The following is a 21,165-nucleotide window of genomic DNA, read 5'->3' as shown; positions in this document are numbered from 1 at the left end:
ATACCGCCAACCCGACAGGATAATGAAGCAGGCCATGACCGCAACGAACCAGGCCCTCCTCGCCCGCCGTGAACGCGCCGTGCCGCGTGGGGTCGCCACTGCCACGCCCGTTTTTGCCGACCGGGCGGAAAATGCCGAATTATGGGATGTGGAGGGCCGCCGCTACGTGGATTTCGCGGGCGGTATCGCCGTGCTGAATGTCGGCCACCGTCACCCGCGCGTGGTCGAGGCCGTGCGGGCCCAGCTTGACCGCTTCACCCACTCCGCCTTTCAGGTTTCAGCTTACGAGCCATATATCGCGCTGGCGGAAAAGCTGAACGCGCTGGCCCCGTTCGATGGACCAGCCAAGACCATATTCTTCACCACCGGCGGCGAAGCCACCGAAAACGCGGTCAAGATCGCGCGCGCCGCCACGGGTCGCAACGGCATCATCGCATTTACCGGCGGGTTTCATGGCCGCACGCTGCTGGCTTCGGCCATGACGGGCAAGGTCAGGCCATACAAGGCCCCGTTCGGCACCCTGCCGGGGGAAGTCTATCACCTGCCCTTCCCCGATGGCGCGGTCAGCGTGGCGGACACCCTGCGCATGCTGGACTTCCTGTTCGCCGCCGACCTGCCGCCGAGCAGCATCGCCGCCATCATCATCGAACCCGTGCAGGGCGAAGGCGGTTTCCGTGTCGCCCCGGTCGAACTGCTTCAGGCGCTGCGCCGCATCTGTGACGAACATGGCATCAAGCTGGTGGCGGATGAGGTGCAGACCGGTTTCGCCCGCACGGGCCGCATGTTCGCCATCGAACATTCCGGCGTGCAGCCGGACCTTGTATCGGTTGCCAAATCCATGGGCGGCGGGCTGCCACTATCGGGCGTGATCGGGCGTGCCGGACTTATGGACGAAGTTGGGCCCGGTGGCCTTGGGGGTACCTATGGCGGCGCGCCGCTGGCCTGTGCCGCCGGGCTGGCCGTGCTTGACATCATCGAGGACGAAAAGCTGATCGACCGCGCCCGTGTCATCGGCACGAAGCTGCGCACCCATATCGACCGCATGCACGCCAATACCGCCCTGCTGCCCATCAGCCGGGCGCGCGGGCTGGGCGCCATGATCGCCTTTGACATCCTTCAGTCCCATGGCGGCACGGATGTCCGCGCCGGGGCTGCGGCGGATATCTGTGCGCGCGCCTGTGAAAAAGGGCTGATCGTACTGTCCTGTGGAACGGAAGGGGCCACCGTTCGCATTCTTGTGCCCTTGACCGCCCCTGATGCAATCATTGATGAAGGCATGGCCATCATCGAACAGGTCCTGGCGCAGGCCGGAGCTGAATGATCCCATGTCCGTCCCTGCAAACCAGCCCATCGGGCCGGGAGACCAAGAGAATATGACCGTGTATCTCGCTAATACATCCCTGTTCCGCAAGGATGCGCTGATTGACGGCGCATGGCGCCCGGCGGCGGATGGCGCACGCCGCCCCGTCCATAATCCCGCCACGGGCGCGCTGGTGGCGGAAGTGGCCGAATGCGGGCCGGACGACGCCGAACGCGCCATTGCCGCCGCAGTGAAGGCACAGGCCCAGTGGCGCAACCGCACCGGCGCGCAGCGCCACGGCGTGCTGACGCGCTGGCATGATCTGGTGATGGACAATCTGGATGACCTCGCCACCCTGATCGTGACCGAACAGGGCAAGCCCCGCGCCGAAGCGGCGGGCGAAATCCGCTATGCCGCCAGTTTCCTGCTTTGGTTCGCGGGCGAAGCCATGCGCGCCTATGGCGATGTCATTCCCCCCACCAACCCGGCAACGCGGCTGAGCGTGATCCGCCAGCCCGTGGGCGTATGCGCGGCGATCACCCCGTGGAATTTCCCTGCCGCCATGATTACCCGCAAGGCCGGTCCCGCACTGGCGGCGGGCTGCGCCATGATCGTCAAGCCATCCGAACAGACACCGCTGACCGCGCTGGCGCTGGCGGAACTGGCGGTGCAGGCGGGCGTGCCGTCGGGGCTGCTGCAGGTGCTGCCCGGTGACGGGATCAGGTTGGGCAAGGCGTTGTGCGCCAGTTCCGATATCCGCAAGCTGTCCTTTACCGGCTCGACCCAGGTCGGGCGTATCCTGATGGCGCAGTCCGCGCCCACGCTCAAGCGTCTGTCGCTGGAACTGGGCGGGAACGCGCCGTTCATCGTGTTTGATGACGCGCATATCGATCAGGCCGTCAAAAGCGCCATTGCCGCCAAATACCGCAATGCAGGCCAGACCTGCGTCTGCGCCAACCGTTTTCTGGTGCAGGACGGCATTTACGACGCCTTCGCCACCCGCTTTGCCAAAGCCGTAAGCGAACTGCGCGTAGGTCCCGGCAGCGACCCGGAATCCGTTATCGGCCCGCTGATCAGCGCACAGGCGCGCGACAAGGTGGAAGCCCATGTGCGCGATGCGGTGGAACACGGGGCGACCGTGCTGTGTGGCGGCGCGCGTGATAGCGCGGGCGACCTGTTCTATCGCCCCACCGTGCTGCGGAACACGACACCGGCCATGCGGATCGCCCATGAAGAAACATTCGGTCCCGTGGCCCCGCTGTTCCGCTTCCGCACGGAAGCCGAGGCGATCGCCATGGCCAATGACACCGAATACGGACTTGCCGCCTATTTCTTCACCCGAGACCATGCCCGCGTCCATCGCGTGGCCGAAGCGCTGGAATATGGGATGGTGGGCCACAATACGGGCCTGATTTCCAACGAGGTCGCGCCATTTGGCGGCATCAAGCAATCCGGCATGGGGCGCGAGGGTTCGCGCTACGGCATGGATGAATATATGGAGATGAAATACATCTGCACCGACATAACCGACCCGGATGCCTGACCAGACCGGCCGGGTCACGTGACGCCCTGCCCGTGCTCCTGTGGGCAGGGTGCATTTACTTCCGCTTTCAATGGATTACGATGGCGGCATGAATGAATTCCGCTTCCTTCATGCCGCCGACCTGCATCTGGACAGCCCGCTGCTGGGGCTTACGGAAAAATCAGGCGATTACGCGCGCCTTGTGGCCGATGCCTCGCGCCGCGCCTTTGACGACATGATCAGCCTTGCCATTGAAACCGACTGCCGCTTCGTGGTGCTGGCGGGCGACGTGTTCGATGGCGACCTGCGTGATACGCAGTGCGGCCTGTTTTTCGTCAACGGAATGGCCCGGCTGAAGGCGGCGGGCATCCGCGTTTTCATGATCCTTGGCAATCACGATGCGGAAAACCGTTTCGCCCGGCACCTGCATGTGACCGATAATGTGTACCTGTTTTCCTCCGCCCGTGCGGAAACGCGGACCATGGATGATCTGGGCGTTGCCGTGCATGGCCGCAGCTTTGGCAGCCGCAAGGTCGAGGACAACATAGCCCGTCACTACCCGCCCCCGGTTCCCGGTCTGTTCAATATCGGCATCCTGCACACCGCCTGCGAAGGGCGTGAAGGCCATAAAACCTACGCGCCCTGCACGGTGGAGCAGTTGGTCAACCACGGCTACGATTACTGGGCGCTGGGCCACGTCCATAACCGTGAAATCCTGCATGAAGACCCGTATGTAGTCTATGCAGGCAACCTGCAGGGACGCCACGCACGCGAGGCGGGGCCAAAGGGTGCATCGCTCGTTACCGTCCGTGATGGAGAAGTGGCGGACGTTACCCATCAGGTACTGGACGCCGTGCGCTGGGCCAGCGCCACGGTGGACCTGTCCACCGCCGCCACGCATGCGGACATGACCGCCCTGATCCGTGATATCGTCAGCGCCCTTGTGGAACAGGCGCAGGGGCGGCCACTGGCGCTGCGTCTGGAACTGACCGGCACGACGCCGCTGCACCCCGGCCTGATCCGCGCGCCGCATGACCTGCAACTGGAAGTCGAGACGGTCCTTGCCAGCCTGTCGGATGAAATATGGCTCGAACGGCTGAAGGTGCATACACACCTGCCTGAACGGCCCGCCGTGCTTGATCCGTCCACCGGCGGCCGGATCGCGGCTGACATACGGGCGGCGGCAACACCCGATGCGCTGCGTGCGGAACTGGAACAGCTTCTGACCGGGGTGCTTGACCGCATGCCTGCCCACAGCCGGACGGAGGAAATGCGCGACAGCATCCTGAAGGACATTCCCGCCCGTGCGCTGGACCTCGCACTGGCCGTGGTTGAAAATCCGGAAGGCGGCGACGATGCGCATTAAGCGGTTCACGATTTTCAAATACGGGGCCATTGGCGAACTGGACCTGAATTTTGGCGATGGCTGCGGCCTGCATGTCATCCACGGCCCCAACGAGGCAGGAAAGAGCACATGCCTGTCCGCCATATCGGACTTCCTGTTCGGGATCGGGCATGGTTCCCCCTATGGCGCGGTTTTCGGCAATGACCAGATCAGGCTGGATGCCCGGCTTATGCTGTCGGACGGGCAGGAACTGGACCTGCGCCGCCGCAAGGGCCGCACGCGCACCCTGTCCACCTTCGACGGACAGACCGTGGGCGATGACCGGCTGGCAGCCGTACTGGGGGGCATGACGCGCGAACGCTTCGCCGCGCTGTTCGGCCTGAATGATGAGACACTCCGCACGGGCGGGATGGACCTGCTCAGGGCCAATGGCGATATTGGCCGCCTGATTGTGGAAGCGGGCGGGGGCCTGCGCGCCCTTATGGTGCGTCTGGATGAAATAGACGCACGCCGGACACGGCTTTTCGCCGCCCGGCGGTCAGCCGACCGGGAATTCTATCAGGCCCTTGATGCCTTTGGCGCTGCGCAGAAAACTCTTCGCGATGCTTCGCTGGGACATGATGCGTATGAACGGCATTGCCGCAGCCTTGAAGAAGCCCGTCAGAAAAAAGCGGACATAAGCACCAGACAGACCGAACTGCGCCGCCAGCACACCCATTACGAACGGCTGGTTAAGGCAGTGCCGCAACTGCACGATATTACCCTGCTGGAGACCGAACTGGCGGGGCAGGCAGATCTGGCCACCCTGCCGGCGGGCATGGGGGCCAGCATCGCAGCCGCGCTGGAAACATACAACGCCACCCGCACCCGCCACGCCAGGGCAGTGGAACACGCGACGGAACTCAGACACAAAACCGCCGTGCCACAGGTGGACACCATACTCGCTGCCCTGCACGGCCCCGTAATGCGCGCCATTTCACTTGGGCAGGCCGTCAGCACCCATCGCGGGCCTGAAGCCGAACATGACAGCAGGCGACGCAGTATTGACGAAAGCCTTTCCAGCCTGCGCCGGCGTCTGAACGCCGGCCCGGACGCCGACCTGCGACAATGCATGCCGCCGCGTGCGGTGCTGGACACCATCCGCCAGCTAGCCGATGCACAGGCACAATGGCAGGGCCAGCACGACAGCGTGCAGCAGAAAATCGGTCAGACGGAACTGGAAATCGCCCGCAGGCAGGAACGCCTGTCCACCCTGCACGCGGCCGGGCGCGATCTGCCCCTGCCGGAAGATGCGGCCCCCTTCACCGCCCTGCCTGCGGAAATGAAGCGGCTGGACCTTCGCGCACAGGCGCTTGAAAAACAGCAGGCCGATCTTGATGCGCGGCTGGGCGCCATGGGGTTCAGCAGTATCGACCTGCTGCGTCACCTGCCCTGCCCCGGCGCGGATGGCGTACGCATGGCCGCTGAACACCAGCACATGTTGCGCACCGAACGCGACAGGCTGGCCAGCAAACTGGCGGGCGAGCGCGAACACCTGACCACGCTTCAGCCGCAACTCACACAGCTTGAACAGACTGGCAGTCCCGCAACACCCGAAATGCTTGCTACCGCCCGGACCCAGCGCGACGCCATGTGGCATCTGGTGCGCGCTGCCTATCTGGACCCACAACACGTGGTCGCCGATGCTGTCCGGCAGGTCAACGCCGCCGCGCTGGATCACGCCATAAGCAGGGTTGATGCCCTGTCCGCCCAGTTGTTGGCCGAAGCCAGCCGCATTGCGGAAATCGAGAACCTGCGCCGCCGCATTGCGGACTGCACCGACCGGGTGGCCCTTTATGATCGCAGCCATAAAGATGCCGATGAACGGATCGCCGCGCACTGGCAGGGTTTCATCGCACCCTTCCCGGCCCTGCACACCCATGCCGTCACGCCGGAAGCACTGGCTACATTCATACGCCAGCGCACTGAAATCCTGACCGGGGCCGAACAGATCACCCGCGAACGGGAGATACTGGCGCATGAACGCATAAAGCCCGATACCCAGCAGGATCATCTGGAACGGCTGGCGAAACGCTTCGGCATTGATCCCGGCACCAGCCTTGCAGCCTGCGTCGAATCTGTCACCGCCGCCATGCGCCTGCATGTAGCCGAACATGATGAATACAACAGGCTGAAACGCGAATGCGATGAACTGCGGCCCGTTCTGGCGCAGCAGGCCCAGCAGGCGGAAAGCCTGCGTATGGAGCGGCAGGCGTGGCAGGAAAAATGGGCGACGGCCATGCAGGTGATCGGCCTGCCCGCCGATGCCGCGCCCGTCACGGCACGTGATCTTGCCGGGGAATGGGCAGCGGCCCCGGCCTATATAGAACAACTGGCCGAACTGGACGACGCGCGTGCGCACGCACGGCAGGCACTGACCGAACTGACGCAGGTGATGGACGATCTGCGCCCGCGTATTCCGCTTGCCCTGCCATCCGATAGCGTGGATGCGGCTCTGGCCCTGAGCGACCACTGGAAAGCCGCAGAAAAAGCCCGCGTCCAGCGCGAGGCCCTGCACGCGGAAATGAAACGGGCCGCGCAGGCTGTTACCGAGAGCGAGACGACCCTGTCCGCAGCCATGGCGGATATTCAGGCCCTTCAGGTCCGCACGCATACCGAAGCTCCCGAGGGCCTTCAGCTTCTGGCGGAGCGTCTGACCCGCCGCGATCAGGTACACCAGAAGCTCGAGCACGCCCTGCATACCCTGTCCCGCATGACCGATGGCCAGTCCCCCGCCGATCTGAAACAGGCGATTGACGGACGGACCTTGTCCGAACTGCTGGCGGAAACCGCCCGGATCGAGGACCAACTGAAGGAACAGGAGCAGTTACGTGACGATGCCGTCCGCGCCGAACAGCATGAAATAACGGCTCTGGGTGCGTTTGAGCACAATACCGAAGCCCCGCAGGCCGCCGCCCGGCGCGAAGCCGCAATCAGCCGCCTGCACCGGATTGTGGAAGAATATGCCGAACTGACCCTTGCCCGCACCCTGATCGCCAATGCGATCGACCGTGTCCGGGCACAGGAGCAGGACCCGCTGGTCACACGCGCGGGCCAGTTCATGTCCCTTGCAACGCGGGGCGCGTTCGAGGGCATCCGCACCGAACTGGATACGACAAACGAACCGGTGGTGCAGGGCCTGCGCCATGACGGCAGCATCGTACCGGTAAAGAAGATGAGCGCGGGCACGCGCGACCAGCTTTTCCTTGCGTTCCGGCTGGCCAGTGTGGAGACCTACTGCCGGTCTGCCGAGCCTCTGCCCTTCATTGCCGATGACCTGCTGGTGCAGTTTGACGATGCCCGCAGCCGCAGCACGCTAAGCGCACTGGTGGATTTCGCCCGCACCACGCAGGTCCTGCTGTTCACCCACCATGACAGCATCCGTAACATGACCCGTCGCCTGCATGAACAGGGCGCGCCGGTCAACCTTGTGGAACTGCCCCCAGTATATGCGACCCGCCCCATGGTGGAAAACGGCGCCGTCTGATCCCCTGCCGCAGCGAATTGCCGTCCACCCGTCAACCCGGTGCAGCCTTCATTCACGATATTATAAAAACTTCAATTTGTTATAATGTGGCGCACCTGCCCCTTTACAGACTGCCCTGCTTCCTGTCCTATGTTCGGCATGAAACCGAAACAAAAAGCACCGCACAGGCCCGTCTGCCCGCGCGTGACCAGCCCGAAACCGGCATGATCCTGTCTGGCTTCCGGCATACGACGCCGGTTTTCATCCCTGAAATGCGTCCTGCATCCTCATCTGCCCGATCCGGCCTGCGGGCTGATACGGACAGTCGGCGTCCCCACCCGATGATGTCGGAACCGGGGCCAGCGCCTTTCACTTCGCGTCCCTGTCTTTTGTGGAATGAGCATCCGGCATGAGCGATACGACAGCCCCCCAGCATCCCGCCCGACCGGTGTCACGGCTGCGGAACCGCCACATCATCATGATCGCGCTGGGTGGCGGGATCGGGGCGGGACTGTTTGTCGGCAGCAGCGCGGCCATTGCCGCCGCAGGGCCTGCGGTCCTGCTGGCCTTCGTCGCCGTGGGCATGCTGGTCATGCTGATCATGCGCATGCTGGGCGAAATGGTCACGGCCAATCCGGGCAAGGGATCGTTTATCGAATATATCCGTCTGGCGCATGGGAATGGCGCGGCCTTTACCGCAGGCTGGCTTTACTGGTTCTTCTGGCTGGTGGCACTGGGCAGCGAAGCCATTGCCGGGGCCATCCTGCTGCATGACTGGATCAACCTGCCGGTGTGGGTGCTGGCCACGGCGCTGATCGTGGCGCTGAAACTCATCAACCTTGCGGCCGTGCATATATTCGGGGAATGCGAGTTCTGGCTGTCACTGGTCAAGGTGATCAGTATCGTGCTGTTTGTAGCGGCAGGCGGCCTGTATGTCGCGCATCTGTTTGGCCCCGGCGTGCCGGTCACGCGCAATGTGCTGGGGCATGGTGGCATATTCCCGCACGGTATGGTGGCGATGGTTTCCATCATCCCTTCTGTCCTGTTCACCATGATCGGATCTGAAATTGCGACGGTTGCCGCGGGTGAATCAGCCGATCCGGCACGAAACGCCGCGCGCGTGACCCGGACCATCGGCCTACGGCTTACGCTGTTCAACAGCCTGTCCATCGCCATGATCCTGATGATCGTGCCCTGGAGCGATGTGGTGCCGGGTCATTCGCCCTTTATCGCGGCCCTTGAGATCATGGGGATTCCGGGGGCTGCCCTGTTCATGCAGATCGTGGTGCTGACGGCGGTTGTATCGTGCATGAACTCCAGCCTGTACATCACATCACGCGTGCTGGCTGAACTGGCGCGGCATAACGATGCCCCGGCCCTGCTACAGCGTTATGGCCGCCAGCACACACCCGTCAACGCCATCATCGCCAATTCCATCGCAGGCGGGATCGTGGCGTTTTCATCCATCCTCGCACCCGGCACGGTGTTTGCGTTCCTGCTTAGCTGTAGCGGCGGGGTGATCCTGCTGGTCTATTCGCTGATCGTGACAGCCTATCTGGTCACGCGCAGGCAGGCCCGCACCGCCGGGCAGCGGGCTGCTTTCCAACTGCCGTTCTTCCCGGCCATCAATATCGCAACGCTTGGTGCGGTCATTCTCATTTTCGCAGCGATGGCCTTCGACCCACACCAGCGCATGATCGCCATCGCCAGTCTGGGCACATCGATATTCTTTGTCCTGATCCACCTCATACGCTGTCAGGTGCGGAAAGCAGCGTAATTCAGGACGCGGGATCGGCGGGGCGCGTTTGGGGCAGGAGTTCGTACAGAACTTCCCTGGGCCTGCACGGACGCGCGGCCTGTTCGGTCATCACCACCGGACGATTGAGCAGAACCGGATGGGCGGCGATGGCGTCAAGTATCTGCCCATCCGTCAGGGCAGGATTATCCAGCCCCAGTTCCGCATAGGGCGTGCCCCGCTGCCGCAGCAGTTCACGCACCGGCACGACCAGCCGGCTGGCCAGCACGTCCAGTTCAGCACGGGCTGGCGGATTTTTAAGGTAATTGACCACGACCGGCTCGATCCCCGCCGCACGCAGCATGGCCAGCACATTGCGCGAGGTTCCGCAGGCAGGGTTGTGATAGAGGGTTACAGTCATGACAATGGCGTCCCGTAAGGTCTGGCTGGAAAACTGGTGCGATATAAGCATGTTCCGCCGGGACGTGCAGTACCATCCATCCGCCTGATGTCAGCCATGGTGCAATCGGGCGCAAACTCCGTTATGACTGACCCTGCCTTATGCCCGGACGCCGGGCTTTCCTGCCCGCGTGCAGGGTGCGGCATCGTGCCGTGCCATTGCACGTGGCAATTTTCAGCCCATGGTTGCAGTGTAATGGATATGAATTCCCCCGTTGTCCCGACCGAGCATGAGGGCGCGCTGCCCATCCGTGTCGCGGCCCTTTATCACTTCACGTCGTTTGCGGACTGCACGACGCTGCGTGCGCAGTTGCTTGAAGCATGCCGGAAGCTGGGCATACGGGGCATCCTGCTGCTGGCGCAGGAAGGGATAAACGGCACGATTGCGGGAACCGACAGCGCGATTGCGGATATTCTGGCGGTCATACGCGCCCTGCCCGGTTGCGCGGATCTTGAAGTCAAGTTTTCCCGTGCGCCTGCCCTGCCCTTCCACCGCATGAAGGTCCGCATCAAGCGTGAGATCGTAACCATGGGTGTCGAGGGACTGGACCCAAGGCGTGATGTCGGCCACTACGTTGCGCCAGAGGACTGGAACGTGCTGATTTCCGATCCCGACACCATCGTGATAGACACGCGCAACGATTATGAAGTGGCGATCGGAACCTTTCGCGGCGCGATTGATCCGGGCACCCGCAGCTTCCGTGAATTCCCGCAATGGTTCCGCGAACGCCAGCAGGAACTGAAAAATGAAGGCCGGGCACCCAGGATCGCCATGTTCTGCACCGGCGGCATCCGGTGCGAAAAAGCCACCGCCTTCGTCCGTGCGGAGGGGATAGAGGATGTATTCCACCTGCAGGGAGGCATCCTGAAATATCTGGAAACCGTGCCGGAGCCTGAAAGCCTGTGGGACGGGGAATGCTTTGTGTTCGACCAGCGCGTAAGCGTGGGCCACGGGCTGAAACCCGGTTCGTTCGACATATGCCATGCCTGTCGCACGCCGTTGAGCGAGGCCGACCGCAAAGCCCCCGAATATGAAGCCGGCATCAGTTGCCCGCACTGCCATGCGGAACGGACCGAAGCCCAGCGCAGGCGTTACGCGGAACGTGAGCGCCAGATGCAGCTTGCCAGCCGCAAGGGCACGCAGCATCTGGGCGCAGATCCTGTTAGCTGAACAGCGTTCGCCAAGGCTTAAGTTACGAAAATCATATCTTACGATATTTTAATGGGCAATCCGCTTGAACCCTATCGTAAGATATTATATATCGTAAAACATGATTAAAGAGCATAACACACACCATTCCTCCCATTCTCATGAATCCGGCAAGGGACGTGGCGGACGACGCCATGGTTTTGGCCACCGGATGGGGCGCGGCTTCGGTCGCGGTTTGGGCCGGGGCGACTTCCCCGCCGGACGCAAGCTCAGTTCCGATGAACTGCAGCTTGTCCTGCTCAGTCTGCTGGGCGAGCGCCCGGCGCATGGCTATGAACTGATCCGTCAACTGGAAGAACATTCCGGCGGCTTCTACACTCCCAGCCCGGGCATGATCTATCCCGCGCTGACCTATCTGGATGAAATCGGCCACACGGCGTCCAGCAAAGACGGCAACCGTAAGCTGTATACCCTGACCGATACAGGCCGTGCCTATCTGGATACCCGGCGCGAACAGGCGGCGACCATTCTGGAAACACTGGCCCGTATTGGCGGACGCATGGCGGAGGTGCGCGAAGCCTTCGCCGGTCCCGACGGCACGGACGGACCCGATAACGAAGCGCTGCATCAGGCGCGGCATGGAATCAGGAATGCCCTGCGCAGCAAACGCGGCTGCGGGACGGAAGAAGCCCGCCGTATCGCCACCATTCTGGAACGCGCCACGGCAGAAATCCTCGGTCAGTCCTGACGGATGGCGGGGTGCGGGCAGGTCCCGCACCCATCAACTTTCCCTGCTGCCTGTCAGCATGACAGATCATGCAAACGACCATCCCGGCCCCGCACATTTTATAATGTCGGGGCTGAAGCTGTATTCAGACACCTGTCAGGGCGATGCCGCCCTGCCCTTGCGGGCCTGTCAGGCTGATACTGGCAGCACATCCATGATGGCGGCAGTCATGTCATCAAGCCCCATGCAGGCTACGGCCCCCGTAGCGGTGATCTCGCCAGTTACGTCCACCGGCAGGCCGGAATTGGAATCAGAGGGAATTTCGTTCAGTCGTCCGCCCATCAGCAATCCGGCCTTCAGGCCGCATGCGTCCATTGCTGCCTGCACTTCGCGGCAGTAGCGCAGGGCGACGCCATTATAGGTGCTGACGGCGATAATATCCGCCCTGCCCGCCACCGCGCGCGCCACCAGATTTTCGGGATCAACAGATACCCCGCCATCGACAATCCGCACGCCCAGTCCCGATAGTGCACGCTCGACCAGATACTTGCCATGCTCATGCACATCAGACGTGCCAACGCATACACACGGAACCGTATCGCCCGCCGCGCGGATGCAGGCAATAAGCGCCCCCTGGGTCGTCAGCCATTCTTCCGCCATCTCATCCAGTTCGCGTGCCCACTGGGCGACCACAACCGGCATCCGGCTGCCGGTATCCGGCGCGATCGCACCGGGGCCGTATAACGCTTCCAGCGTGCGCGGCCCCGTCCGGCGTATGGCCAGCATGAGCTGCGCGGGATCACGAATATCCACCCCTGCCGCCGCCATGCCCGCCAGCACATCCTGCGCGAAGCGTTTTCCCGCATCCACCAGCCGGGTGGCCATGGCCTCCACCCGTGGCCAGTCGAACAGATCCTGATAAAAACCTGCATGCTGCACAAGGCGCGTGGCAAAGCACTGGGCGTCGATAATTTCGTCCACGTCAGGGATGCGGCTGTTTTCCGTTACCGGCACGGGATTGATGGCATGGCCCGTGGGCCAGCGCCGCAACGCCGCGATATCAGCCAGCAGGTAATTGGCAAGGCTGGCGTAATTGGCGGCATCCGCCGCGCGATACGCCACCGTATTGCCGAAAATCATCGTGCCGGGTGTATCGTTGACCTGCCGTAACGCCGCATGAAAGGCCATGCGCGACATCGGATCTGAAAAATGATGGCCATAACAGTGTGACAGGGGCGCGCCGGTCAGATCCTCGATAATATATTTTTCTATGATCGCCATGCCGAGGCTACAGCCCATATCCACAAACAGCCCGGCAAAGCCGTCATCCAGATTGGAATGCACCAGAATTTCGGCATCCTGCGCCGCGATCAGACCCAGCGCCGTCACCGTTGCTTCCGTGGTGGCGACATCATCATCCCAATGGGGCAGACGAAAGGTAAAATACTGGCCCAGATTACCGATTGAGGTCACGCCAGCCGCAATGGCCGCCCGCGTATTGTCCAGCGCACCGGGCAGGCCGAGCATGAAATCCCCGAAATGCGTAGCGGCGGAACAGGCATTGACGATGCGGGCGAAGTCACTGGTGTCATTCATCACGATACCCGTGCCCCGTCCGGCCCGGGCACGCATTTCCAGCGGATATCCCATCGACCAGTCAAGCGTAATGCCGAAACGATCCACCGTAACGCCCCGCGCGGCGCATGTATCGCGTACGCTGCGCATGCCTTCGACCGTGCGGCCTACATCACGAAAGCCGATATGGGCATGCTGCATGATGCGCCCTGTCGCGCCGGTTGCGCGTTTATAGGCCGCTTCCGATGCAAGACCGCTGGCGCGCATGAACGCGCTTTCCCCAAGGCGGCAGGTCTGCGCCAGTGCGCGTCCCGCATCCAGAAGGAGATGTCCGGGGCGCATGCGCGCATCCATTAATTGACCGGGGGAAGGCAGGATCAGATGCATGACCACCCCTACGAACGGACAGGAGGCATCCAGCCTACCCTGCCCGCGCGCGGACGGTCAATGCAACATCGTAATATATTGCCACTGCCCGCCGCCGCTCCAACAGTCCCGCCTGCATGCACGGCGCGTGGGATGAAAATACCCTATTTGGTGGTATAGCCGCCATTGACCAGAATGGTCTGGCCGGTCATCCACCATCCCTCCGACACGATGAAGCGCACATAAGGGACGATATCCTCGATCTCCGTCAGCCCCGTTTTGCTGAAGGCGGACAGGGCGGCAGCGGATTTGTGGTAGGCCACCGCATCGGGCGCTTCCTGACCGTAGAAGAAGGGCGTGTCCATCGGGCCGGGGCCGATGGCGTTGACCGATATGCCGCGTGCCCCGTATTCCTTCGATGCAGCGCGCGTGAAATGTTCAACCGCAGCCTTGGACCCGGCATAGGTGGAATAGAATGGCGTATAGGCACCCAGAAGCGATGTGACGATGCTCAGCAGCTTGCCGTTATCCTTCAGGTGTACACCCGCTTCCTTGATGAAAAAATAGGCGACACGGGTGTTGATAGCGAACATTGCGTCGAATTCAGCTTCGGACGTTTCGACAATCGGCTTTTTCAGCACCTTGCCCACGGTATTGATTGCAATGTCCGGCTGCCCGATTGCCGCAACCGTATCGGCAAACAGGCGGGCGACCGCGCCATCGCGCGTAAGATCGGCCTGCAGGGCCACGGCATGCACGCCTGCCGCCTTCAGGTCCGCGAGCGTCTTTTCGGCCTCGGGTCGCGTCGCCTCGCTGTTATAGTGAATGGCGATGGCCCCCGCCCCGTGCGCGGCCAGGTCACGCGCGATCAGACCGCCCAGATTTTTCGCCCCGCCCGCAATAAGGACCGTCTTGCCCTTGATGCCATGATCCGTCATGTCCGTCTTCCCTCCGTTACGCTTTTCAGGTGGGCAGGTTATCAGTTAGATTAACGGTATAAAGCGTGCATTCCTGACAACACATGTCAGAAATTACGAACAAACCATAAGCCTGCCCCGGGGTTATCGTGGATCGTATCGACCTGTTCCGTATCTTTACCCGCGTGGTGGAAACATCCAGTTTCACCCATGCGGCCGAGACCCTGAAAATGCCCCGCTCCTCCGTCTCCACCGCCATACAGGAGCTGGAGACCCGGCTGGGCACACGCCTGCTGGCCCGCACCACCCGTTCCGTCGCCCCCACGCCGGACGGAAGCGCCTTTTACGACCACTGCGTGCGGCTGATAGCCGATGTGGAGGAAGCGGAGGGCCTGTTCCGCCGTGATGGCGCAGGCGTCCGGGGCCTGCTGCGCGTGGACATGCCGGGCCGGATCGGGCGCCTGCTGGTTGCCCCCAACCTGCCGTCCTTCCTGCAGCGTTATCCTGAAATCGATATCGAACTGGGCGTAACCGACCGGGCCATCAACCTGATCGGCGATGGGGTGGACTGCGTGCTGCGTATCGGACCGTTATCCGATTCCGGCCTGATTGCCCGCAGGATGGGCGAACTGGCGCTGGTCAACGTGGCCAGTCCCGCCTATCTCGCCCGGCATGGCATACCCCGGACACCGGCGGACCTGACGGACGGGCATGAAACCGTGCGCTATGCCTCCCCCACCACCGGACGGGTGGAAGCATGGGAATGGATGGAAAACGGCACGGCCCGCAGCCTGACCCTGCCGGGCCGCGTGACCGTAAACAATGCCGAAGCCCTGGTAGCCTGCGCCCTTGCCGGGCTGGGGCTTGTGCAGGTGCCGCCCTATGACATCCGCCACCATATCGCGGCGGGCGAACTGGTGACGGTCATGCCGGAATGGCAGGCGGAACCAATGCCCATGGCGCTGCTTTACCCGCATCGCAAGCATCTTTCGCGCAGGCTCCAACTTTTTGCGGACTGGCTTGAGACATTGCTGGCACGGGAAATGGCATAGAGTCAGATCAGACCGCCTTCCGCCATCATCTGCTGCAGGTCCAGTTCATGTTCAAGCTGATGCAGGACCGCATCATGGATCGCACCGGTACGGTGCAGGCGTAGCAGTTCCTTCCGTCCCGCCGTGATGATGGCCAGCACCACCCGATGCTGCGTGTCCTGATGGCCCTGCAACGCCTCGGGTTCATGGCTGAAACGCTCGGCCAGTTCCGCGCGATAGCTGTACTGTTCCAGCAGATGTCCGTGGATCAGTTCCCCATCCGCGCCATAGGCCAGTTCACGTATCGCGCTTTCCTGCGATCGGGCGACCAGCGCGCGCGCCTGCGACACGGACAGGTAATGCCACAGCCCTTTGGGCTGCTGGGCCCGTTCTTCCCCCATCATGCGGATAACCCAGCCGATGGTCGTGCCCTGCCCCAGCACGGTTACAAGAATGACCACGAAGGTTGCGATCTCCATGATGTCGCGGTTGGGCATTTCTTCTGGCAGGGCGAGCGCAATGGCAAGACTGACCACGCCGCGCATGCCACACCACCCCATGATGACGACAAAGCTGGAAAACATGTGCCAGTCGGGTCGCATTTCACGCGGCAGCCAGACAACACGCAGCCCTTCGGTCACAAACATCCACAGAAAGCGGGAGATCAGGACCGCGGCAACAATACCCGCCACCGGGCCGAACACGTCCTGCACGACCCAGCCGGTGCCCATATGCCGCAACGCGATCGCATGCAGCGATGTGCCGATCAGCACGAACACAAGCGATTCCAGCAGGAACACCAACACTTCCCACACGGCCGCCCAGCGCAGGCGCTCATCCGCACTGAACACGTCATGCTGCCGCCAGCCCAGCACCAGCCCCGCCACCACCGTAGTGATGACACCCGAAACCCCGATCCGCTCCCCCCCGATATAAGCCACCCACGGCAGCAGCAGGGTCATGGTGATGCTGAGGATACGGTCACGCACCCTGTGCAGCAGCCTGATCCATACCCACCCCAGCACGCAACCCAGAACCAGCCCGCCCGCCGCAAGCAGCCCGAATGTGACCCCGGCATTTACAAGGCTGAACGCCCCTGTCAGCGCCGCAATGGTGGCGAAACGGTACAGGACAAGGCTTGAGGCATCATCCAGCAGGCTTTCACCTTCCAGCAATGTGGTGATGCGTTCAGGCAGGGACACGCGCCGCAGCACGGCCTTGGCCGCCACCGCATCCGGCGGGGCCACGATCGCCCCCAGCGCGAAACAGCCTGCCCACGGCATGGACGGAATAAGCCAGCGCGTGGTCACCCCCACCACGAAGGTCGTGAACGCAACCCCGCCTATCGCCAGTTGCAGAATACCCGCCAGATTGGCCCGGAACGCATGCCATACCGAAAAATAGGCCCCACCCAGCAGCAACGGCGGCAGGAACACGATCAGCACCAGATCAGGATCAATCCCGATGACAGGCAGCCCCGGCATAAGGGCGATGGCAATCCCACCCAGAACGAGTGCCGTGGCGGGCGGCAGGCGCAGCTTGCGCGCCGCCAGATCCAGCCCAACGATCAGCACGATGAGGAGCAGGATAAACTCGAAACGCTCTACATTGGACATGCGCACCATACCCGCCACGTGGCCAGCACCCGGTACCGGCCCGGAATATCAACGTGGCAGAACGCGCCGGGTTGGCCCCGTAACAGGGACGGCATGACGGAGAATCTGACACCGCTCCCGCACCCCACAACCCGGTTCACCGTCCCATGCAGGCAGATGCAACCTTTCGCCCCCTGAAGGCTTTAAGGGCCAGTGTGTTTTCTTTGGCAAGACGGGAAAGCCATGACCCGGACATACGGTCGGCCCGACCGGGTAAAACCCGCCCCGCTGCCGCTGGGCAAGGGCGGATAGACGGAGCGGAACGTCAGGTCGGCATAGACCGCTTCCGCCAACGGCGACCACCGCAAGGCCCATGACACAGGCAGGCTCGATCGGTGGGCAGACAGGCTACAGTTTCCTGTTTTCCATGAACAACCCGAGTGAGAACCGCAATGTTGACACCCTTCACCCAAGTATCGGGCCAGCCGCCCTTACTACCGCCCAGCCCGCCCTTTCCGTGGGAATATCCGCCCGGTATTCCGAATGAGCCGTTTCCCTTTGATACACCAGCACCTCCCCCGCCGCCACTTCATTACCGGACCGGCAGCGTCATGAAGCCGGATGGTGAATATGTTCAGCAAGGAATCCAGACCATGCCCGACACAACGAAACCCGACCGGGAAAAGCCCCCTACACCCGAAGAACAGCACGAGGACGAAGGCCGTGATGAAGCGCTGGATGAAAGCTTCCCCGCAAGCGATCCGCCCGCGCAGGGGCGCACCACGGGGCCGGATAAATGAATTTGCTACCCTCGGGTCCCCATGACCACATATCGATCCATCGGCCTGAAACCGAAGGGCCATCGTGCATTCATGAAGGACTGATCCGGCATCTCGACACCGGGCCAAAGTAGAAAAAGATCGGCCCGGAGCGGGTTTGCTCAGTGTTTATGGCAAGGCAGAAACCTGCCGCTGAGGGTAAGAAATCCCGCAGCAGCAACGGTTTTTCTGCGCAATAAACATCAAGAAAAAAATCGGGAAGTGGGATGTAGCTGACTGGGCGTTACCCTTTGGGTCGCCCCCCAGTCATCTGCACACCCACAGAAAAATGACCGGGCGCATCACTTCCGCCTGCATTCTGCCGTCCGCGTCAGGGACCTGATGTGCCCTGACCCTGTCAGGCAAGCATACCTACAGAACTTCATGCTGCGTTTCAGGTGCCCATAGTGCACAGAGCCCCGCACCCGCAACCAGAAACAGCACGCATATACCCAGCGTAAGGGGCGTGCCGATCACCCGCATGAGGACAGGCAGAACGAAGGTCCCGATCACCGAGCCAAAACGGCTGCACGCCGTGGCAATGCCTACGCCTACCCCACGCAGGTTCACCGGAAACAGTTCCGGCAGATACACCATTTCCAGCGAGGTCGCCGCCGAAAGGGTAAGCGCGAACAGCCCGAACAGCACCAGCGTCATCAGCACCGGCAGGTACGATGCAAAGGCCACCCCCGTCAGCAGTGCCGCGGCAATGGTGAAACTGCCGATCAGGAAAGTACGCCGCGTCAGGCGGTCAACCAGCCACAATGCGCTGGAAGACCCGATCAGCAGGAACAGGTTGAAGACGATACCGCCGGTATAGATATCCCGCACACCCAGCGCTGTGAACAGGGCGGGCAGGAATGTCCCGATACAGAAATAGGGCACGACCTGAGCCACGAAGAACCCGATGCCCACACCCAGCCTTACACGCCAGGGCGGAGAAAACACGGCGCGCCAGTTTTCGTCCGGTTTTGTGACCGCCTGCACCACAAAAACGCGATCCTTGGGGAAACAGCCATCCAGCACGGCCTGCGCCTCGTCCGGGCGATTGCACGCCATGAGCCAGCGCGGGGATTCCGGCAGGAACAGTCGCAGGATCATGACCACAAACGCCGGAATGGCGCTGCTGAACAGGCATAGCCGCCAGCCATTCGCCCCATGCAGCGTGAAGAACATGCCAAAGATATTGGCCATGCTGTACCCCGCCGACCACCCGATGATCATGAAGGCAAGGAAACGGCCCCGCAATCGCCGGGGCGCGAATTCCGACAGATACGCCGCCCCCGCCACATAATCCGCCGCCAGACAGGCCCCCAGACATATCCGGGCCAGAACCAGTTGCAGCGGCGATGTCGTCAGCGCCTGCACGATGGACAGGATCAGGAATAGCGGCATGTTGACCCGCAGCAGCCTGCGCCGCCCCAGCCTGTCGGTCAGCGGACCGACCAGAAGGCAGCCAAGGAACAGCCCGGCAAGCGACGCGCTGCCGATCGCGCCGATCCACACATCGCTACAGCGCATGGCGTGTTCCACGCCCGGCAGGGCCGCGCCGATCGTTCCCAGCACATAGCCATCACAGAACTGTCCCCCCGATGTCGCAAACAGGGTGAGGAAATGGAACCGGCGCAGCGGCATGGCATCCAGTCGCACGCGGTCATCAGGTTGGACAGCCGGGCAATGGGGGTCAGGGGTCAAGCCGTGTTCTCCGTTGCGGGGAATGGAATACAGACAGTTGCGCTCAACCGCCAAAACGACCGGGACGCAGGGCGGCGGGGGACACCTCACCCGCCTGCGCCGGTGTAACCATCTGCGCTGTCAGGATGCGCGCCGTTACAGCCGCAAGCGTCAGGCCCAGATGCTGGTGTCCGTAGGCCGCGAAAACGCCCGGCGCATCGGGCACCGGCCCCAGCGCGGGCATGTAATCGGGCAGCGATGGCCGCGATCCCGCCCAGCGGCTGAAGGGCGATGCCACGGGCAGCCCCAGTTCGCACACATGGCGTTCCAGCCATTCCCAGCGGCGCGGCTGAAGCGGCGCATCCGCGCGGGTGAATTCGGCAATGGATGTGGCGCGCAGCCTTGCGCCAAAGCGGGTTACGACAACATTGCGATTTTCAAATACGATATTGGGCAGGGTCCACCGTCCGCCATGATCCCATTCCAGATGATAGCCGCGTTCCGCCATGAGCGGGACACGCAGTTTCTGCCTGCGCAGCACGGCGGTGGAACCGATGCCACAGGCCACCAGCACCTGATCGGCTTCCAGCGGGCCGTCATCGGTCCAGACCGTGGGACGGCCGCCCTGATGGGCGATGGACCGGGCGCGGCCACGCATGACCTGTCCGCCTGCGCGTACGAAGCCTGCCATCACCGTGTCCAGCACCTGTCGCAGGTCGCGCATCTGTGCCGTGCCCTGAAAATGCACCGCACCGGCAACCGGCACGCTTAGCTGGCTGGCAAAGCGGGCACGTTCGGCATCCGGCACGGCCTGTGTCACCACGCTGCCGTAATCGCCGCGCAGGCAGGTCGCCATGCCCGGACCGGCTCGTTCCCACAGCTTGTATGTGCCGGTGGTATCCAGCAGGTCAGACCGCCCCAGTTCCGCTGCCAGATCCTGCCATTCCGGTAGGGCGCGGGCCATAAGATCGCGCAGAACGACCGATGCGGCACGGAACTGGCTGGGTCGGCACGCATACAGGTAACGGGCGAACCATGTTCCCAGCATGACGGGATGACGCCAGTCCAGCACAATCGGACCACGCGGGAACAGCGTGCGCGGCACGCCGGGCAGGATGCGCGCATCCGCAAAGGGCGTGACGTATTCTGCTGCGATATGACCCGCGTTGCCCCATGATGCGGGCGTATGTTCCCCTGAATCCAGCAACGTGACATCCGCCCCGGTCTGACGCAGGCGCAGCGCGCAGACACGCCCCACGATACCTGCCCCGATGACGACGATGCGCACAGGCCGTCCCGCCATCATGGCCGCTGCCATCCGTTGTACCCAACAGGTGGCATCCGTATCATCCCCGATGCAGGAAAATGGGCAGTGGCCGTATCCTTCCCCCACCCTGCCCCGTGTCCGTTCGGGCGAGAACCGGCAGAAAGAGATCGGCATGATGG

The 21,165-nt window shown here is 62.7% G+C and carries 16 protein-coding genes; 10 read left to right on the top strand and 6 right to left on the bottom strand.

Features of this window, described 5'->3' with window-relative positions:
- Nucleotides 1–34: 34 nt before the first annotated feature.
- From gabT to CFR79_RS09475, 5 genes are all read left to right on the top strand, one after another.
- Nucleotides 35–1,321, top strand: coding sequence for a 4-aminobutyrate--2-oxoglutarate transaminase (gene gabT, locus CFR79_RS09495; protein WP_110547772.1), 1,287 nt, complete (start codon nucleotides 35–37; stop codon nucleotides 1,319–1,321).
- 52 nt (nucleotides 1,322–1,373) lie between these two features.
- Nucleotides 1,374–2,843 carry an NAD-dependent succinate-semialdehyde dehydrogenase gene (locus CFR79_RS09490; RefSeq protein ID WP_110547752.1) on the top strand — a complete coding sequence of 490 codons (1,470 nt, stop codon included), beginning with the start codon at nucleotides 1,374–1,376 and terminating at the stop codon, nucleotides 2,841–2,843.
- Between the two features lie 88 nt (nucleotides 2,844–2,931).
- Entirely contained in the window at nucleotides 2,932–4,188 is a 1,257-nt protein-coding gene (locus CFR79_RS09485) for a metallophosphoesterase family protein (protein WP_258373509.1), read from the top strand.
- On the top strand, nucleotides 4,178–7,693 hold the full coding sequence (locus CFR79_RS09480; protein ID WP_110547750.1) for a YhaN family protein: 3,516 nt from the start codon (nucleotides 4,178–4,180) through the stop codon (nucleotides 7,691–7,693). Before CFR79_RS09485 ends, CFR79_RS09480 begins: the two co-directional genes overlap by 11 nt.
- A 388-nt stretch (nucleotides 7,694–8,081) precedes the next feature.
- Nucleotides 8,082–9,449, top strand: a complete 1,368-nt coding sequence (locus CFR79_RS09475) for an amino acid permease (RefSeq protein ID WP_110547749.1) — start codon at nucleotides 8,082–8,084, stop codon at nucleotides 9,447–9,449.
- Nucleotide 9,450: 1 nt separating this feature from the next.
- On the opposite strand, the gene arsC is transcribed toward CFR79_RS09475, so the two are convergent.
- Complete coding sequence (arsC, locus tag CFR79_RS09470; protein ID WP_110547771.1) at nucleotides 9,451–9,828, bottom strand: arsenate reductase (glutaredoxin); 378 nt, start codon at nucleotides 9,826–9,828, stop codon at nucleotides 9,451–9,453.
- Between the two features lie 234 nt (nucleotides 9,829–10,062).
- On the opposite strand from arsC, the gene trhO reads away from it, so the two are divergent.
- A complete protein-coding gene (gene trhO, locus CFR79_RS09465; RefSeq protein ID WP_110547748.1) occupies nucleotides 10,063–11,037 on the top strand; it encodes an oxygen-dependent tRNA uridine(34) hydroxylase TrhO in 975 nt (324 codons plus the stop codon).
- Nucleotides 11,038–11,137: 100 nt separating this feature from the next.
- Complete coding sequence (locus CFR79_RS09460; protein ID WP_110547747.1) at nucleotides 11,138–11,764, top strand: PadR family transcriptional regulator; 627 nt, start codon at nucleotides 11,138–11,140, stop codon at nucleotides 11,762–11,764.
- Nucleotides 11,765–11,932: 168 nt separating this feature from the next.
- Here CFR79_RS09460 and CFR79_RS09455 read toward each other — a convergent pair whose 3' ends face one another.
- Together CFR79_RS09455 and CFR79_RS09450 are read right to left on the bottom strand one after the other, a co-directional pair.
- Nucleotides 11,933–13,660, bottom strand: coding sequence for a cobalamin-dependent protein (locus tag CFR79_RS09455; RefSeq protein ID WP_181417411.1), 1,728 nt, complete (start codon nucleotides 13,658–13,660; stop codon nucleotides 11,933–11,935).
- A gap of 188 nt (nucleotides 13,661–13,848) precedes the next feature.
- On the bottom strand, nucleotides 13,849–14,622 hold the full coding sequence (locus tag CFR79_RS09450; protein ID WP_102323976.1) for an SDR family oxidoreductase: 774 nt from the start codon (nucleotides 14,620–14,622) through the stop codon (nucleotides 13,849–13,851).
- A gap of 128 nt (nucleotides 14,623–14,750) precedes the next feature.
- Between CFR79_RS09450 and CFR79_RS09445 the strand changes: the two genes are divergently transcribed.
- Entirely contained in the window at nucleotides 14,751–15,653 is a 903-nt protein-coding gene (locus CFR79_RS09445) for a LysR family transcriptional regulator (RefSeq protein WP_165927264.1), read from the top strand.
- 2 nt (nucleotides 15,654–15,655) lie between these two features.
- On the opposite strand, the gene CFR79_RS09440 is transcribed toward CFR79_RS09445, so the two are convergent.
- Nucleotides 15,656–17,248, bottom strand: coding sequence for a cation:proton antiporter (locus tag CFR79_RS09440; RefSeq protein ID WP_110547770.1), 1,593 nt, complete (start codon nucleotides 17,246–17,248; stop codon nucleotides 15,656–15,658).
- Nucleotides 17,249–17,600: 352 nt separating this feature from the next.
- Between CFR79_RS09440 and CFR79_RS15890 the strand changes: the two genes are divergently transcribed.
- Together CFR79_RS15890 and CFR79_RS15885 are read left to right on the top strand one after the other, a co-directional pair.
- Complete coding sequence (locus CFR79_RS15890) at nucleotides 17,601–17,774, top strand: hypothetical protein (RefSeq protein ID WP_165927263.1); 174 nt, start codon at nucleotides 17,601–17,603, stop codon at nucleotides 17,772–17,774.
- A gap of 106 nt (nucleotides 17,775–17,880) precedes the next feature.
- Complete coding sequence (locus CFR79_RS15885; RefSeq protein WP_162900500.1) at nucleotides 17,881–18,027, top strand: hypothetical protein; 147 nt, start codon at nucleotides 17,881–17,883, stop codon at nucleotides 18,025–18,027.
- A gap of 390 nt (nucleotides 18,028–18,417) precedes the next feature.
- Here CFR79_RS15885 and CFR79_RS09430 read toward each other — a convergent pair whose 3' ends face one another.
- Nucleotides 18,418–19,740, bottom strand: coding sequence for an MFS transporter (locus tag CFR79_RS09430; RefSeq protein ID WP_132303754.1), 1,323 nt, complete (start codon nucleotides 19,738–19,740; stop codon nucleotides 18,418–18,420).
- A 43-nt stretch (nucleotides 19,741–19,783) separates the two neighbouring features.
- Nucleotides 19,784–21,025: an NAD(P)/FAD-dependent oxidoreductase gene (locus tag CFR79_RS09425; protein ID WP_258373505.1), complete on the bottom strand. Its 1,242-nt coding sequence runs from the start codon at nucleotides 21,023–21,025 to the stop codon at nucleotides 19,784–19,786.
- Nucleotides 21,026–21,165 lie beyond the last annotated feature (140 nt).

It is taken from the genome of Komagataeibacter saccharivorans (genome assembly GCF_003207825.1).
GTDB classification, from domain to species: Bacteria; Pseudomonadota; Alphaproteobacteria; order Acetobacterales; family Acetobacteraceae; genus Komagataeibacter; species Komagataeibacter saccharivorans.
This window is presented reverse-complemented; position numbering and strand designations above follow the sequence as displayed.